This window comes from Terriglobus saanensis SP1PR4 (assembly GCF_000179915.2).
In the GTDB taxonomy this organism is placed as follows: Bacteria; Acidobacteriota; Terriglobia; order Terriglobales; family Acidobacteriaceae; genus Terriglobus; species Terriglobus saanensis.
Genome location: NC_014963.1, coordinates 3,342,861 through 3,360,298, shown reverse-complemented (window position 1 = coordinate 3,360,298; position 17,438 = coordinate 3,342,861). Strand labels below are relative to the sequence as shown.

General features: G+C 56.4%; 9 protein-coding genes. 8 read left to right on the top strand and 1 reads right to left on the bottom strand.

The features are described from left to right. The first annotated feature begins 10 nt into the window (after positions 1 to 10). The 3 genes from ACIPR4_RS13525 (at position 11) to fdhA (ending at position 5,028) form a co-directional block, all read left to right on the top strand. Positions 11 to 883: a winged helix-turn-helix domain-containing protein gene (locus ACIPR4_RS13525; protein WP_013569225.1), complete on the top strand. Its 873-nt coding sequence runs from the start codon at positions 11 to 13 to the stop codon at positions 881 to 883. After that, positions 855 to 3,563 carry a glycoside hydrolase family 2 protein gene (locus ACIPR4_RS13520; protein ID WP_013569224.1) on the top strand — a complete coding sequence of 903 codons (2,709 nt, stop codon included), beginning with the start codon at positions 855 to 857 and terminating at the stop codon, positions 3,561 to 3,563. The genes ACIPR4_RS13525 and ACIPR4_RS13520 overlap by 29 nt, the downstream gene beginning before the upstream one ends. Positions 3,564 to 3,837: 274 nt before the next feature. Continuing rightward, a complete protein-coding gene (fdhA, locus tag ACIPR4_RS13515) occupies positions 3,838 to 5,028 on the top strand; it encodes a formaldehyde dehydrogenase, glutathione-independent (RefSeq protein WP_013569223.1) in 1,191 nt (396 codons plus the stop codon). A 64-nt stretch (positions 5,029 to 5,092) separates the two neighbouring features. Here the strand turns inward: fdhA and ACIPR4_RS13510 are convergent, their stop codons facing one another. After that, positions 5,093 to 8,707: an alpha-mannosidase gene (locus ACIPR4_RS13510; RefSeq protein WP_013569222.1), complete on the bottom strand. Its 3,615-nt coding sequence runs from the start codon at positions 8,705 to 8,707 to the stop codon at positions 5,093 to 5,095. A 487-nt stretch (positions 8,708 to 9,194) separates the two neighbouring features. Here ACIPR4_RS13510 and ACIPR4_RS13505 point away from each other — a divergent pair, with 487 nt between their 5' ends. The 5 genes from ACIPR4_RS13505 to ACIPR4_RS13485 all read left to right on the top strand — a co-directional run bounded on the left by ACIPR4_RS13505 (position 9,195) and on the right by ACIPR4_RS13485 (position 17,431). Then, positions 9,195 to 12,887 carry a TonB-dependent receptor gene (locus ACIPR4_RS13505; RefSeq protein WP_013569221.1) on the top strand — a complete coding sequence of 1,231 codons (3,693 nt, stop codon included), beginning with the start codon at positions 9,195 to 9,197 and terminating at the stop codon, positions 12,885 to 12,887. A gap of 32 nt (positions 12,888 to 12,919) precedes the next feature. Then, positions 12,920 to 14,146, top strand: a complete 1,227-nt coding sequence (locus ACIPR4_RS13500) for a glycoside hydrolase family 28 protein (RefSeq protein ID WP_013569220.1) — start codon at positions 12,920 to 12,922, stop codon at positions 14,144 to 14,146. Between the two features lie 12 nt (positions 14,147 to 14,158). Continuing rightward, positions 14,159 to 15,151 carry a pectinesterase family protein gene (locus tag ACIPR4_RS13495; RefSeq protein WP_013569219.1) on the top strand — a complete coding sequence of 331 codons (993 nt, stop codon included), beginning with the start codon at positions 14,159 to 14,161 and terminating at the stop codon, positions 15,149 to 15,151. A gap of 67 nt (positions 15,152 to 15,218) precedes the next feature. After that, positions 15,219 to 16,214 carry a LacI family DNA-binding transcriptional regulator gene (locus ACIPR4_RS13490; RefSeq protein ID WP_013569218.1) on the top strand — a complete coding sequence of 332 codons (996 nt, stop codon included), beginning with the start codon at positions 15,219 to 15,221 and terminating at the stop codon, positions 16,212 to 16,214. Between the two features lie 26 nt (positions 16,215 to 16,240). After that, entirely contained in the window at positions 16,241 to 17,431 is a 1,191-nt protein-coding gene (locus tag ACIPR4_RS13485; RefSeq protein WP_013569217.1) for a glycoside hydrolase family 88/105 protein, read from the top strand. Positions 17,432 to 17,438: the final 7 nt, after the last annotated feature.

Below are 17,438 nucleotides of genomic sequence, written 5' to 3'. Positions count from 1 at the left end.
GTCACGAGCTATGTCGGATTCGCTACCAGATCGGCGCTATCGCTTCGGAGTTTTCGAGGCAGATGCGGTCACGGGAGAGCTTCGCAGGCAGGGCATGCGCGTGCGCTTGAATGCGCAACCGTTTCAAGTGCTTTCCATGCTCCTGGAACGTCCCGGCGAAGTACTGACGCGCGAGGAAATCTCGCGGCAACTCTGGCCCGACGGCACCTTCGTCGATTACGAACATGGCGTCAACTCCGCGGTGAATCGCATTCGAGAAGCTCTGGGAGATGCGGCGAGCAATCCGCGCTTTGTGGAGACCCTGGCGAGGCGGGGCTATCGCTTTGTCGCTCCCGTCGAACGGATCGCTCCGAGTGAAACCGTGTCGGACGCGGTATCGTCGGAAGAGCAGACAGCTGTTGCTGAAACGAAAGCGCGCAGCCGAATTTTAGCTACGCCAGAGGAGCTCCCGAAGATATCCCACCCCGTTGTACAAACACTTTTCCTTTTGCTTCAGCTCATGTATCTGGGATTTTATGTCGGAGCGTTAGCTAATCTGGCGGAGATTGAAGATCTCTTCTCGGTTTTGCCGAGAGCCAGCCAGGCCTTCGCTCTTCTCGTTCTGACGGCTGCGGTTCTGATTCCTGTCCGAGCATTTGTACTCTGTGCCGTCCTCTTTCATGCTCCAAGGGCGGGCGAAAAGCTTCTTAAACTCTGGCGGTTTTTGTTGCCACTCGACGTGCTCTGGTCACTTTCACCCTTCCTTCTGTTGCATCACATGAGCTTCGGACTGGCACTTTCCTGCACGGCACTTCTCGTCTATTCTCCTTTTGCGCAGCGTTCTCTGGTCCTCATGGGGGCAGGCGGTGCGGAGCATGAGATCTCTGCGGTTCTTCAGAAATGACATCAACCCACTTCGTCAGAAAGCAAACAACGTGATCCTTAAGAACCTCGCCATGCTCGCCGCCCTTCTTTCGCTTGCCACTGCAAAAGCTCAGCAATCCGATCAGCTCATCGGCGGTTGGCAGATGCAGGATGCCACCCAGGTTTCCGCTTCTGCGTCTGCGGTCGCCAGCGCGAAGTTCACGGCCGACGGCTGGTACACCGCGACGGTGCCGGGAACGGTGTTGACCACGCTGGTCAATAACAAGGTCTACCCCGAACCGCTCTATGGCGAAAACATGCGACCGATCCCGGAGAGCCTGAACAAGAAAAGCTATTGGTACCGCTCCTCGTTCCTGGTGCCTGCATCGCATGCAGGGCGTCGCACATGGTTGCACTTTGCCGGAGTGAATTACTCGTCGGAGGTGTGGATCAACGGCAAGCAGGTTGGTACGACGCGTGGAGCATTCATCCGTGGCGACTTCGACATCACAGCGGTGGTCAAACCGGGACAGAATGCGACGCTAGCAGTGCTGGTCAGTCCACAGCCGCATCCCGGTATACCGCATGAACACAACGTCGCCCTGGGCGAAGGTTTGAACGGCGGCGAAACCGCGATTGATGGGCCGACGTTTCTGTCTACCATCGGTTGGGATTGGCTACCGGCGATTCGCGACCGCGATACCGGAATCTGGTTGCCTGTGACCTTATCTTCAACCGGGCCGGTAATAGTGAAGGATCCTTTTGTTACCGCTGATCTTGCGGCGTCGCACGCGACAGCTGACCTTACGGTTGCGACTACGCTCAAGAATGTAACAGGTGCGCCCGTCTCTGGAACGCTCGTTGGTGTTCTTCATGGGCAGGGAAGAGAGATTACTTTCCGTACGCCGGTCACGGTTGCGCCGAACGAACAGAAAGTGGTCTCGTTGGATAGCAAGTCGGTTGCCGCGCTTCATGTCACTGATCCAAAGCTCTGGTGGCCCAATGGCTACGGCCCGCAGAATCTCTACCAGATGACGATGCGGTTTGAATCCGGCAAGAGGGAGTCGAGTGCGCAGACCGTGCAGTTTGGCATTCGCAAGATCGAGTATCAGGTGTCGGATTCGGAGAATCTTACGATCTCCGTCAATGGCGTGCGCGTGATGGTGCGCGGCGGCAACTGGGGTCTGGACGAGGGCATGAAGCGTGTTCCACGTGAGCGATTGGACGCGCAGTTCCACATGCACGCGCTCGCGAACATGAACATGATCCGCAACTGGGTCGGCCAGAGTACGAACCCCGACTTCTACGAGATGGCGGACAAGTACGGCATTCTGCTGTGGGATGAGTTCTTCCAGCCGAACCCGAGTGATGGCCCAAACGTTACCGATATTCCGACGTATCTGGCGAATGTGACGGATAAGGTTGTTCGTTATCGCAACCATCCTTCTATCGCCGTCTGGTGCGCGCGCAACGAAGGCTATCCGCCGAAAGAGCTGGACGACATGCTCAAAGCGATGATGGGCAAGCTCGATGGATCGCGTCTCTATCAGTCGAACTCCGCTGACGGCCGCGGTGTCTCCTCGCATGGACCGTACTACTGGCGTGCTCCGCGTTTTTATTACACCTTCAATGAGAGTTTCAAGACCGAGGTGGGCTCCATGTCGATTCCGACGATTGAATCGATCCAGGGCATGATGCCGGAGAGAGACTGGGAGACGATCAACGACGACTGGGCGCAACACGATATGGCCAAGGGCGCGGAACACGGCGATACCTATCCTACGGAGCTGGCCGCACGCTTCGGACATATCCGCAACCTTGCAGACTTTGTACGCAAAGGGCAGCTTGCGAACTACGAGGCGTATCGCGCGATGTACGAAGGGCGCAATGCGTTGATGTTCAAGACCACCACGGGCATCATCACATGGATGAGTCATCCGGCGCAGCCTAGTTTTGTCTGGCAGCTTTATCACTATGATCTCGATCCGCAGTCTTCGTTATTCGCGGTGAAGAAGGCGGGCGAGCATATTCATGTGCAACTGAATGAGGCTACGGGACAACTGGAAGTCGTCAATAACCAACCGGACGATCTGCACAACCTTACCCTGCAGGCAACGATCTACGACCTCGATAGCAAAGTCATCACGCATCAGACTCTGCCGGTCGACAGCGCGGCGGGAAGCAAAACGACCGATGTCGCGGCGCTGAATGTTCCTCAGGGGATCTCTCCTGTCTACTTCGTGAAACTAGATCTCAAGGCGACGGACGGCTCTTTGCTCTCGACGAACTTCTACTGGCAGAGCACGAAGCCTGATCAGTTCGCGGATCTGGCGCAACTGCCCAAAGCCAAGCTGCATGTTGAAGGCAGTGCGCGTAAAGATGGCGATCGTACGATCTTTACCGTGACGCTTCGCAATCCTTCATCGGTCATTGCTTTGATGACGCATCTTCAGCTTCGTCAAAAGACTGGCGGTGTGCGCGTGCTTCCCGTCTTTTATTCCGACAACTACATCTCACTGATCCCCGGCGAGGCGCGCACCGTTACGATTGAGGTGGCAAACAAGAACCTTACAGGCGACGCCCCCGCGCTTGCCCTGGATGGCTTCAACGTGGAAGTGGAACCGACGCAGGGATCTGCGTTGCTGGTGGAATTGAATACAACGGCACAGCCTGAGCTTTGGCCGGCAACGAACCTCGTTGCGGATCCCGTTGCGAAGTAAACGGAAACCGAAGCGCGGTCGCTAAACGCACAGAAGTGTTGGCTGAGGCATATCGGCGTGACTTCACCGCAATTGTCGTGAAGACATCTGTTGATTCCGCGACTCCAATAAGAAGAAGATGATCTGCGGGCCGCAACGCAAACAGATCCAGTAGAATCGCCTCGCACGTCGGTTGGTTTGCTGCAGCTTTGTGAAGCTCAGCGATAACCGGCGTCCAGTGCAGTTAAACCGAAGCGAACGTTGAACCGGTAGGTCGCACGTTGTCGGAGGATGTATGGCAGAAAATCGTGGAGTAGTTTTCCTTGGACAGAACAAGGTAGAAGTGCAGTCGATTGATTTCCCCAAGATGCAGAACCCTGCAGGGAAGAAGGTTGGGCACGGCGTCATTCTGAAAGTGGTTTCAACTAATATTTGCGGCTCGGATCAGCACATGGTGCGTGGCCGTACGACCGCGCCGACGGGTATGGTGCTTGGACACGAGATCACAGGAGAGGTGATTGAAGCGGGCTCTGATGTCGAGTACATCAAGGTAGGCGACCTGGTTACAGTGCCATTCAATGTGGCCTGTGGGCGATGCCGCACCTGTCGTGAGCAGCAGACCGGTGTTTGTCTGAACGTGAACCCAGGCCGCGCGGGCGGAGCCTATGGCTATGTCGATATGGGCGGTTGGATTGGTGGGCAGGCTGAGTTTGTCTTCGTTCCGTATGCCGATTTCAACCTCATCCCGTTTCCGGATAAGGCACAGGCGATGGAGAAGATTCTGGACCTCACCATGCTGTCAGACATTCTGCCGACAGGCTTTCACGGAGCAGTGACGGCGGGTGTTGGCGTTGGATCGACCGTCTACGTCGCTGGCGCGGGTCCCGTAGGGATGGCCGCAGCGGCTTCCGCGCAGATTCTCGGTGCGGCGGTCGTGCTGGTCGGTGATATGAATACGGACAGGCTGAAGCATGTGGCCGATGTTGGCTTCGTTCCCGTCGATCTGCGCGAGGGCGACAACCTCGGAGAGCTGATCGAAAAGATCCTGGGTAAGCCCGAGGTCGATGCTGCCATTGATGCCGTTGGTTTTGAAGCCAAGGCGCAGGGCAAGAATGGGCAGGAGGCTCCGGCGACGGTACTGAACTCTCTGATGTCCGTTGTCCGTGCGGCAGGTGGCATCGGCATTCCTGGTCTTTACGTTACAGAGGATCCAGGAGCGGCGGATGCAGCGGGCAAGACAGGAAACCTTAGTCTGCGCTTCGGTCTTGGCTGGGCGAAGTCGCACCGCTTCTACACCGGGCAGACGCCTGTGTTGAAGTACAACCGCCAGCTGATGCAGGCGATTCTGCATGGAAGAATTCCCATTGCGAAGATCGTCAACGCAACGGTGATCTCCCTGGGCGACGCGGCGGAAGGTTACAAGGCCTTCGACTCCGGCGCCGCTAAGAAGTTCGTGCTCGATCCGCATGGACTGCTTGGAAAGTAGATCGTTTCGCGACAAAGCCCCGCAGATGCGGGGCTTTATCGTGAAACCTTTATTGGTTAGTTTTCTACTGAGCTGGCTCCTGTGAGGTCGGTTGCGTTGTGTGTCGCAGGGTATCAGCGAGAGGTTGCGCCGGTATGACCGTCGGATTCTCATTCGCTACGGAGACAGCAAGTATGCGAACCTTGTCATTCTTCGGCAAGGTCAGTGTCTTCGCATTCGCAGGGACGTCCATCGCGTAGGCGAACAAGTAAGAGTATTGGTAGGGCACATTCAGACCATCCGCGGTGTGATGGTGCGAGACATACCAGGCCACTTCGGCTGGTTTCACATATCCCTCGCGGAGGCCGACGTAGTCTTCCGGATAGTGAAGAGCTGCGGGAGATGCCTCACGTGCTTTGAAGTCACCCGGCCACTCCGGATGGTGGGCAGAGATGGCCCAGTCGCGATGGTCTTCGTTCTTCCAGAGGCGTGTGTCCCACTGGCCGATGAAGCCGCCCCAGTCCTGAACAGTGACCTTTGTAGCGCTGCTTCCCACGCGGAACTCTGTCTCCTGATCGCCTCCGACAGATGCAGCCAGAAGGTAGACGCGGTTGAATTTTCCAGCAGGCAGTTGAATCGTCTGGCCGTTTGCTACCACTGCGTTCGGAGTTCCAGTGGCAGGGGCTGCAAGTTTGAAGTCGACCCCATGGAACGAGAGTTGTGAGGACAGCATCTCGGCAGGGAAGGCGTTGCCCTTGCCGTCCATGCCTTCGCCAGTGGTCTTGGTATCGTCGTTGCTGGCGGTTGCCAGGTCATATTTGAGATCGACGCTCTGCGAAGTGACTGCAGGAACGGTTGCTTTGGCTGCGCCTAACTTCAGTGCGAAGGTGCGCGGCTGGTAGCCGACAAACGACGTGACCAAAGCGCCGCCATCGATCCTGGCTTCACCCAGAGGTTGCTCCTGTCCGTTGACTTCGCGCGCTGCGCCGACTGGTGCGGTAAACGAGACGCGTACATCCTGCGCGGGCTTGCCGTCCAGTTCGACCAGACGCACGATGGTTTCGTCACTGCCTTCTGCTTTCTTCAGGGCAAGAATGCGCACGCGCGGATTGCTGACCTGGACCAGCGAGAAGCTCTTGCCCAGTGTGCCTGCATGTTTTGTTGTGGAGAACGCGCGCAGCGGATCGTTCAGGCGGTATCCCTGCCAATCCGTCTGCGCCTCACGCCATCCTGCAGCGTGTCCGATGAGGCCGAAGGAAAACTCGTGATGTCCCCAGTCTTGATTCGCCTGGTCGGCGTATGCGGCGGGGGAACCGTTGGCCGTCGGCTGCAGACCTGGTGTGCGGAGCAGCGTCAGACGGATCGTATTGTCGGAAGGTTTGTCCGAAGCGTTCTTTGCTTCGGTGAGGATCGTAGCGCCGAAAGAGCCGCTTGCATCGGTGAGATCGATCCATCGATGCGAGAAGGTTTCGAACTGACGGTCTGTTGCATTCGGACGTTGGATCGTCCCTACTTCTTCGTTATACGTCGCGTTGGGGTTGGAGGCCGAGAGAGGAAACGCTACTTTGAGGTTGACCTTCTTGCTGCGCCAGTCGATTACGTTCGCGAATTCGACGCGGTTGCCTGCATCGCCTGCAGACAGGCTGATGGTCTGCACGAACTTCGAGCCCATCGAGTCGCGTGCGACCTCGATCGATACACGCACCGGACCGTTCTCCTTGATGCGAATCTTCGCCGGTCCGCTGACATAGCCCACGGGAGCTGCCTGCTCCTGGTCGAAGTCCATGTTCCATGCAGGCCATTGCTTTGGCGTGTCGTTGGAGAAGGCCATGCGAATCGGAGCGGAGAGCAGCTCCTTATTCAGCTTTTTATCGAAGACACTCGATACATCGCCGTCTGCGTTCAACGCTACTTTGTAGCGCGGGTTTTCCAGTGAGTTTGCCGTGACTTTCAACGCCGAACTGGGCGCTGGAGCGGAGGCTGCGGAGACGTCGTAGACGGCAAAGCCTACGGAGGGTGCCTTGGCCACGAACAACACTTTACCGTCCTGCATCTGTGCAGGGACGTCTTCACCGTTCGGGCCCTTGACGTGCACGGCACGTGGAGCCGCGCCAGCAAAGGGTACCTTTGCTTCGACCAGATCTTCGCGATCGATGTTGAGCGAGTTGAAGACGACTAGAGGTGTGCCAGCGCCCTGCGTGTTCATCCCCGAGGCGACTGCTTCGGTGGCGCTCGTCAGCACACCAGCGAACTGATTGGCAACAATGATGTCGTCGTTCCAGGCGAATTCATACGAGCGAGGTGTCGCAGTTCCTGCGGCCGTATCGTGGAAGTGGCCACCAAGCGCAAGCGTCCAGGCATCGTTCATTCGTTTCTGCGGGTAAGCGCGGCCTCCCATGAGAGCTGCCGCAACAGAAGTCTCTTCGGCGGCTTCCGCAAGCAATTCGTTCTTTACGACCCAACGCTTGTGGTATGCCTGCGATGTGAGCGACCCCGCCGAATGATTGATCAATTCAAGATCGCCCTGGTAGCTCGGCATCTTCGCCATCATGTCGGGCTTGATGTCGTTGAACATCTGGTCGGCTTCGGTCTCGATGACATGCACTGGACCTTCGCCGACACGCACCATTTCGGTCGACGGTGGCGTGGGCTTCAAAAAGTTGGGGCGCGGCGGTGGAGGAAGGGTTGTCTCGCTCTTGGTTGCGATTGCCTCCAATAGCTTTACGGAAAACTCCTGCGTGGCTCCGCCGATGTCTCCCGTGCCCACATAGTGGTAGTCGGCATAGACGCCAGTGACCTTGCCGTCCAGATCGATTCGCTTGACCCAGTTCGGTTCATTGTTGCGCGTGCGATTCCGCGTCAACATGGATTTCTGCTGTGTGGTGAGGGTCGCCATCTCCTCTGCTGAGACGACGGGCATGGGAACGGGAGGATTTTCCTTGCTCAAATCGGTGTAAACATTGCTGCCGTAGCCGCTTGGATTCAGCGCTGCGATGACCTTGGTGCCATCGGGTCCGATCCAAAGACCAACGTTGAAGGGGATACCTTCGGGAGTCTGTTCGGGCGATCCCGGGCCGCCGATCTTTGGCGCCGGCTGCCATTCTGCGTTCAGTTTTTGCGTTGAAAATCCTTTGACGCCGGCATGCGCAAGGATTGCAGGCAACGAAGCTGGGAAGCCAAAGCAGTCCGGAATCATGTACTCGTTGCTGTACTTGCCGAAGTCTTTGCGATAGTAGTCGTTGCCGTAGAGGACCTGGCGGAAGATGGCTTCGGCGCTGGGCAGATTGACGTCGCCTTCTTCCACGGAGGATCCCGCCGGAAACCATCGTCCTGCCGCGACATACTTCATCATCCGCGCGTAGTCGTCGGGGAAGTACTCCTTCATCAGCCGATAGCGATTCGAGCCGGTCCAGTTGAAGACGTAGTGGGGATACTTGTCGATGTAATCGAAGTTCACTTTCAGTGTCTTCAGCAGATATTCGCTGATCGTCTGCGGCATCTCCCAACGCCATTGCGTGTCCAGATGAGCATAGGGAACGACATATAGCGTCGGTACCGTTGTAATATCCGGAGCCTTATTGATAGGCCCTTGCTGCGCAAAAAGAGGCGCACTGAAGATCGGGAGTGCCAGGCAGGAGACAAAAAGCAATCGATTGCATTGCTTGAACAGGGGACGGCGTGCGAAAGACTTCAGGAGCATGAGACACGTTCCTCCAACCCGGTTGGGTTCGGTAACCAAAAAGCTAAGTGGGACAAGCTGAGTCTCTAAACTTCGGCTCCCCTGAAAATGGCGCGGTCTTGCGCCGTCCATCATAAATGCCCACGATGAATGGCGAATTGCGCACCATCAAGCAATGGGGCTTCTTTTGGCAACGATGCCGGTTTCTCCCTCTACAGATAGGACTATCTATCTACCCCTCGCATATCCAGCCTTGCAACGGGTAAAGCCGATACGTCCACCGAGCGAACGCCATTGCTTGAGACGAGAACAGCGATCAATACAGGGGAATCAACGATTTTTATATTCCAGGAAATTCCTCTTGACGAATCAGAATCTGGGTGACTAGGATTGCGCGGATCAATGGCAACGTTGCCGATTCGTTCCCTATGCGAATTTCAGATTCTGGGAAACGCGATTGGCAATCAGACCAGAGACGCCAGGCGCAGTTCCTTCAGGAGGTTCACCGATGGGGCTTAAGCAATTCTTCAAACACTTCCCATTTCTATTGATCTTGATTGCCGGTACGAGTGCGACAGGATGGGCACAGCTGGCAGGCAAAGGCGGTCTGAACGGCCGTGTGACCGACGCGGACGGCGGAGTGGTTTCGGGAGCCACCGTGCAGATCACAGCGGACGCAACCAACACCAAGCAAATCGTGACGACGACAGGAGCGGGTGAGTTCTCTTTTTCTCTTGACCCAGCGAAGTACACCCTTATGGTGACGCACTCAGGTTTCAAGAGCGTGACGCAGGAGAACATCACCGTCAACGCTTTGCAGACGTACTCCGTAGACGTCCTGTTGCCGACGGGCGCAACGTCGGAGTCGGTGACTGTAACCGATGCGCCGCCGACGCTTGAGACTTCGAATGCAACTCTGGGTGTGACGATCGAGCAGGAACAGTATTCGGCCTTGCCTCTCATTCAGGATGGCGGGGGCCAGCGTCGCGCGACGGACTTTGCGCAGCTTCTTCCTGGTGTAAACAGCCAGACGACGAATGGCAACCTGACCACGAACGCGGGAACGGTGAATGGCAGCGGCAGCCGCGGTGCGGTGTCTTCGATCTATATCAACGGTGTGCCGATTACTTCGGCTGCGGGTGAAGGCGATCCTCGCTTTGTGTGGACTTCGATGGCGGTGGATGCGATCAACCAGTTCCAGGTACAGACGGTTGGGTATTCCGCGATCTATGAAGGGCAGGGAGTTCAGAACTACGTTGTAAAAAATGGAACGAATAAACTGCATGGCTCTGTCTACGATTATTTCCGCGATACGGGCCTCGACACGTGGGGCTTTCAGAAGGTCAACAACCCGCTCACCAACGTTCCGCAGAAGCCGAGCGAACACCAGAACGAGTATGGCCTCTTTCTCGGATTTCCTATTTTGAAGGACAAGCTGTTTGTCTTCGGTGGATACGAGGGCTATCGCTATCGCAGGCAGGTTCCCTATCAGAATGAGACGATCCCCACGATGCTGATGCGACAGGGAAATTTCTCTGAGCAACTCGTTGCCGGTGCCGATTGTCTGTCGACCAATGCGGCGAAGCGGGTCGGCTGTATCTACGATCCGGACACTACAACGTTTAATGGATCCGCCTATGTAAGAACCCCCTTTCCAGGAAATATTATTCCGGCTGGGCGTCTTTCGCCTGCAGCTCAGAGGCTGCAATCGTATCTTCCGGCTCCAACGGTCGGTGGTATTTCGAATAACTACGTAGTGAACTACAAGACCGGTCTCAGCAACTGGACGACGACCAACCGCATCGATTACACGATCAACAACAAGCAGCAATTATCGGTTGTGCTTGCGTGGGGACGTCAAGCCACAACGGCCCCTGCTGCCGTAACGGTCTCTTCCACCTCGAATGGTCTGCCACCGCCGTATATCTCGTCGCAGCAGTTCTCACCCAAGACAAAGGTGTTTTTGATCGAGCATACGTATTCGATTACTCCACGCATTACGAATCAGTTCAAGTATGGTTTCGGACGTTACGACGGTCCCGGTTACAACCAGGACGTGGGGTCGACGTATGGTGCGGCGGCGAACGGAATCACAGGACTGCCAGCGGGACAGGCGCAGGATTCTTTTCCCACGGTGACGTTTACGGGCAATACGAACATCAATCGATGGGCGGGCTATTCCAGCAATCGTCCTGTAGCTACGGGCTATGTTGTCGTTGACAACGTGCAATGGGCCTTGGGCAGACATCTCGTTACGTTCGGCGGCGAAGTTGCATGGATGCAGTACAACTTTCTGAATAATTCGACGGGAGTGAACCCGCTGCAACTTACGTTCAATAGCACGGCGACGTCAGGATACAACGGTTCTACGACGGCTCTTCCGACCACGGGGCAGGCCTATGCAAGCTTTCTTGCTGGCGCTCCCAACTCTGCGACCTTTACTCTCTCCGCTGTTCCTGAGACGGGCGGGCGCTTTCGGCCTATCTCCCCTTACATTCAGGACAATTGGAAGATTACTTCGAAATTGACGTTGGATATTGGCCTGCGCTATGACTACTACCCGACGTACCGCGAGGTGCAGAACCGCTTCGCCTACTTCGATCCCAACGCGACCAATCCTTTGATCGGTGCTAAGGGCGCGCTCGCCTTTGGAGGAAACGGTGCGGGCAAGTGCAACTGCAACAGTCCAGTCAACGACTTCCTGAAGAACTTCGGACCGCGCATTGGTTTTGCCTATCAGCCAGACCCGAAGACGGTCTTTCGCGGAAGCTATGCAGTGATCTACACGCATGGCAATGCGAATGGTGGAAGCGCGACTTCTCGACAAGGTTCGGGGCTTGCAGGGTACAGCGTTTCGCCATCGACCAGTTTCAATAATCCCAGTACGACACAGGTCGGAAATCAATACTGGAAGCTGGATACTCCCTACCCTACGTATACCGCGCCACCTACGCTGGACGCATCGCTGGGTACGTACAACACGTCTCTCTCCACGGCAGCCGCGCAGACGCCTGCCTATGCCGATCCCTATTATGGTGGCCGTGCTCCGCAGTTCATCAACTGGAGCTTCGGTATGCAGCGTGAGATCAGCAAAGACATGACGCTCACGATTAGCTATGTAGGTTCCCAGGGACACTTCCTTACGCCGGATAGTCTTACTGGTCGCGGCAAGTGGTCCAATCAGCTGGATCCTGCGTATCTGACGCTGGGCTCGAAGCTGTCGCTTCCTGCTACGGGATCGACTGGACCGGTGAACCTCGCATCGGCAGGAATTACCGGATTGCCGTATGCCTCCTTCGGAGGTACGGGTAATCCGACCATCTCGCAGTTGCTTAAGCCGTTTCCCCAGTACAGCAGTATCAGCGATACCTATGGATTCGTAGGCAATACGCGTTACCACGCACTGCAGATCTATATGACGCGCCGTCTGGCAAGCGGTCTTACGTTTATGACGAACTACTCCTGGTCGCGCGCCATCGACAACAATGCGACCTTCCGTTCGGGATATGACATTCCCGCTTTCGCGGCTTCGGACGGTCAGTTCCATGCGGCGCGTTCGCTGGACAGAAGTCTTTCGCTGGGAGACCAGAGACACAAGTTCGTGTTGACGGGTGCGTACGATTTGCCCTTCGGTAAGGGAATGCTGGGTGGCTCGAACTTTTATATGCGGGCTCTCTTTGGCGGGTTCAAGTTGTCCACAATCTTCAATGCTTACTCGGGAGCTCCCGTTTCGGTCATCATGAACTCCTGCAATACGAACCCGTCGCAAAGTGTGTGCTATCCCATCAAGAACCCGAACTACGGTGGGAATGGCAAGATCGCGAATCCTCTTCCGCTTACGTCGGCCACGCTCGGCCAGACGCAGTACCTGGACCCCAATGCGTTTCTGGCGACGCCGTCCTACCAGTTCAGCACGATCGCACGGACGGCTCCTTACAATGGTCTCTTCCAGCCTGGAAACTACAAGCTGGATCTCAGCCTGCGGAGAAGCTTTGGCATTCCGACAGCCGGGCTTCATGAAGGTACACGGCTGGTGGTGGAGGCGGACTGGTTCAACGTGACGAACCACACGCACTTTGTGTATAGCCAGGCGGCGGCGCCGCTCAGCAGCTGGGGTACCTCCAGCTATGGCACGCTCGTTGTAGATTCAAACTCTCCCACTAACCGGGCGCTGCAGCTGGCGGCCCGCATTGAATTTTAGTAAGAAGTTCTATGTCCCACGGGAGACGAATAATGATTGGTACCCTGCGTTTCTGCAGCCTTGCTGTAACGACCCTGCTTCCGTTCTCTGGCCTCGCGGCCAAAACCTGCAACGTGCGTGCCTACGGTGCGAGGGGCGATGGAGCGACGAAAGACACCGTGGCGATTCAAAAAGCGATTGACGCATGTGCAGGGAAAGGAGGGACCGTCGTGATCGGCGGTTCCTCCAAATTCATCACCGCGCCGCTCACGCTCAAGAGCAAGATGATCTTCCGTGTCGAAGCTGGAACGACTCTGGAGGCGAGCACGGACCACAACGATTTTCCTGAGAAGGAGGAGTTCAAGGACCACGGCAGACAGGCAATGCTCACGGCGAAGGCTGCCGAAGACATCACGATCACCGGCGGAGGTGTGATTGACGGCCGGGGTGAGTCCTGGTGGCCACAACCGAATCTTCCGCGACCACGGCTCATCGTCTTCGATCATTGCAAGCACATTCGTATGGAAAATATCACGGCGCAGAATTCGGCGATGTGGCAGATTGTGCCCTATTACTCGGACGATCTTGTGTTTCGCAACATGAAGGTGCTTGCTCCGCAAACCTCGCACAACACCGATGGCATTGATCCGTTTGCCTCTACTAAGATCGTGATCGATCATGTTTATATCGATACAGGCGATGACAACGTGGCGATCAAGAGTGGGCAGCCCGGATCGCCTGGACCGGACCTGCCAAGCCGCGATATCACCATCACGGATTGCGAATTTCTTCATGGGCATGGTTTGTCCATCGGCAGTGAGATCGCCGGTGGGGTGCAGAATGTGCGGGCGGAGAGGATTCACTTCAAGGGTACGGATCAAGGCATTCGAGTGAAGTCGAATCGCGACCGCGGAAACGATATTGGCAATTTTGTCTTTCGCGATATCACGATGGAGAATGTGAAGACTGCGATTCTGCTCAGCGAGTTCTATCCCAAGATTCCCGACACGATTACAGAAGAGCCAGTGACGCGGCTTACGCCTCACTTTCACGACATCACCATCGAGAATGTGCAGGCCGTTGGCTCGCGCGATGCGGCCGTCATCGTCGGTCTTCCCGAGTCGCCGATCCGCAATCTGAAGCTTACCAACGTGCATATCAGTGCGATTCATGGCGCTACGATTCAGTACACTGACCTTGTTGCTACGGACTTTGTGGTGAAGGCGGAACAAGGGGAAGCAATCAGGATTGGCGCCGGAGTGCATAGCAACCTGAAGTGAAGAGGGGATGGAATGCTCCTTCGCAGTTATATGATGGTCCTGTTTACGCTGCTCTCCTGTTCTTTACTTGAGGCTCAGGACGTCCATATTCATGTGTCACCCACGTCTACCGGGACGACGGCGAGCACAGACGATTTTCCGACGATTCAGATGGCGTTGGATCATGCGCCGGACGTTGGACCGAGAGGCCGTCTTTACCTGCATATCGCGCCGGGGACATATCGAGAGCGAGTCTGGGTCTCTCCCTTGCGCGCCCGCACGACATTGCTGGGGACTGGAAGCGATCCTTCACAGGTGGTAATTACGGCTGCGCAGAACGCGAAAACTTCTCAGAGCACCTTTTTCAGCGAAACGGTGGAGGTGAATGGAGATGGCTTTCAAGCTGACAATATCACCTTTGAAAATACTGCTGGCAACAACGGGCAAGCGGTCGCGATCGCCGTTCATTCCGACCGAGCCATCTTCAAACGGTGTCGCTTTCTCGGGGATCAGGACACACTTCTCGCAAACTTTGGCCGACAATACTACGTGGATTCGTACATTCAGGGGGGCGTGGATTTTATCTTTGGCAATGCGGCGGCGGTCTTCGAGAAGAGCGAAATTCATATTGCTCGACCGGGATATCTTACGGCGCAGTCGCGGACGCAGCCATGGCAGGCTACTGGGTTCGTCTTTCAGCACTCCCGTGTGACAGCGGATGATTTCGGCGACAAGGTTTTCTATTTAGGTAGGCCATGGAGACTCTATTCGCGCGTCGTTTTTCTAGATACAGAGCTGCCAGCATCTCTAAGCCCGGAGGGTTGGTCTCCCTGGAAGCATGGAGATGAACCCCGCGATACCTTCTATGCCGAGCGAAACAGTTCGGGGCCAGGTGCGCGAGCCGAGTCGCGTGTGTCTTGGTCGCATCAACTGACGGCGCGACAGGCTATTCCGTTTGGGACGTTGGAGTTTCTCGCAGGGAAAGATCACTGGAATCCCGTGCGCGAGGCGGCGAACTTGCCATGATGGCTCTTTGTAGGCTTTATTTAACTCTCAACAGCGATCTATAGATCCACCTGTTTCGCGGAGAAGAATGAAGAAGCGTCGTCCCACGGTTACCGATGTTGCGAAACTGGCTAACGTAGGTGCGTCTACTGTTTCGCGTCACCTTCGCGGCGTGAGCGTCAGCCCCGAGGTGGCGATTCGCGTTGCAGAGGCGATTGTGCAACTGGGGTATCACCCGGATGAGACGGCGCGCGCACTGCGCGTCGGCAGAACACGGACGATTGGTGTCATCATCCCGCAGGTTTCGAATATGTTTTACAGTCGCGCCGTGCAGTTGATTGAAGAAGAAGTGGGGAGGCGTGGATCTGCTGTGATTCTGCTGACGCATCAGGAGTCGCGGAAACAGCAGGCTGTTCAGCTTGCCACCATTCGGCGCTATCGCGCGGACGGGCTGATTCTGGCACCGGCGGCAGGGTCTACGTTGGAGGAGCTTCGCTCCGCACTTCCCGGCACACCGGTGGTTGCCATTGATCGATTGATTTCGCCGGAGATGGATTCGGTGGTGCTGCGCAACCGAGAAGCGGCGCGCACTGCAACGGAGCATCTGCTGAGTCATGGTTATAAGCACATCGCCGCGGTGATCAGCCGTCCGGAGATCGCCAGCTTTCAGCAGAGGTGGCAGGGCTATGTCGAAGCGATGGCGGAGAAGAACCTCGACACCATACTGATTCAAGCTCCCGACCACGACCAGCTTCGCTACGCCCTGACGTCCAGCTTCCTCGGACAGAGACGACCGGATGCGCTGTTGTCCTTCAGCAATCGTGTGACGCAGACGATTCTTCTTGCGTTCGATGAGCTTGCTTTCGCGCGCGAGGACCGCATCCCAATGCTGGGATTTGACGACTTTGATCTGGCATCGCTGGTGGATCCGCCGCTCTCCGTAGTTCGGCAGCCGACTGAGAACATGATGCGGCACGCGACGAATATCCTCTTCCGCCGAATTGAAGATGGTGAGTTGATGGAGCCGCAGAACATCGCGCTTCCGGGGCAGTTGGTCTATCGCCGCTCGTGTGGATGTTCCTAGAAAGTTGTCGGAGAGGAAGCGGTCGCATGCGGAAATATCTTGCTCCATGTCTCGCTGTTTTGAGTGCGACTGCGCTGGCTGCGGCTCCGGTATCCACACCGCGCCAGATGGCAGATACGGTGCTGGCGGAGACGCAGAGTGAAGCTTCAGGCCGGATGCTGTATCGAGGCTCGACGGGTTGGAAGTATGAGGTGGGTACTTTGCTCGACGGCATGGCGGCGATGTATCAGGCCACCAGAGACCCGCGCTACCTGGAATATGTGCGTGCCACCGTCGATCCGCTGCTGACCGGCCATGGAGAGGTGAAAGAGTTCAAACCGGAGGCGCACTCGCTCGACGACCTTGAGATGGGGCGCGCTGCACTGTTTCTTTATGGAGAGACGCACGATAAGCGATATGCAGCGACGGCACAAGCGATGCGCATGGAACTTGAAACCCAGCCTCGTCTGGAGAACGGTGGTTTCTGGCACAAGCAGATCTATCCCAACCAGATGTGGCTCGACGGGGCGTATATGGCGGAGCCGTTTTACGCGGCTTACGCGAAGATGTTCGGAGAAGAGAAGGACTTCTCGGACATTGTGCATCAACTCTTGCTGATGGATGAGCATATGCGTGATCCGAAGACGGGTTTGCTCTTCCACGGCTGGGACGAGAGCAAGCAGATGGCGTGGGCCAATAAAACAACGGGACTCTCGCCCGAGGTGTGGGCACGGGCGATGGGATGGTATGCGATGGCTCTGGTCGATGTGTTGGAGTGGTTTCCACGCGATCATCCGCAGCGTGTGGCCCTTATCGGAGCGCTCAATCGTACTGCGGCCGCGATCGTTGCGACCCAGAGTTCCAGGAGCGGTCTATGGCGTGATGTTCTGACGGGCCCGGACGAGCCTGCAAATTTTGAAGAGTCTTCTGCCGCCTGCATGTTTGTGTATGCGATGGCGAAGGGATCGCGGTTGGGCTGGATTGAACCCAGGTACAAGAGCGCTGCGCTGTTGGGCTGGAAGGAGATCGAACGGGCTTTTGTAAAGCCAATGGCGGACGGCAAAGGATTGCAGTTGGAGGGCACGGTTGCTGTCTCAGGTCTTGGGGGCAAACCGTATCGCTCAGGAACCTATGAGTACTACATTCACGAAAAAGTGGTAACGAACGATCTCAAGGGGCTTGGAGCTTTTCTACTGGCAGGAAGCGAGATGGAGCGCCTCAGCCGTGCGACGAAATGAATGGCTG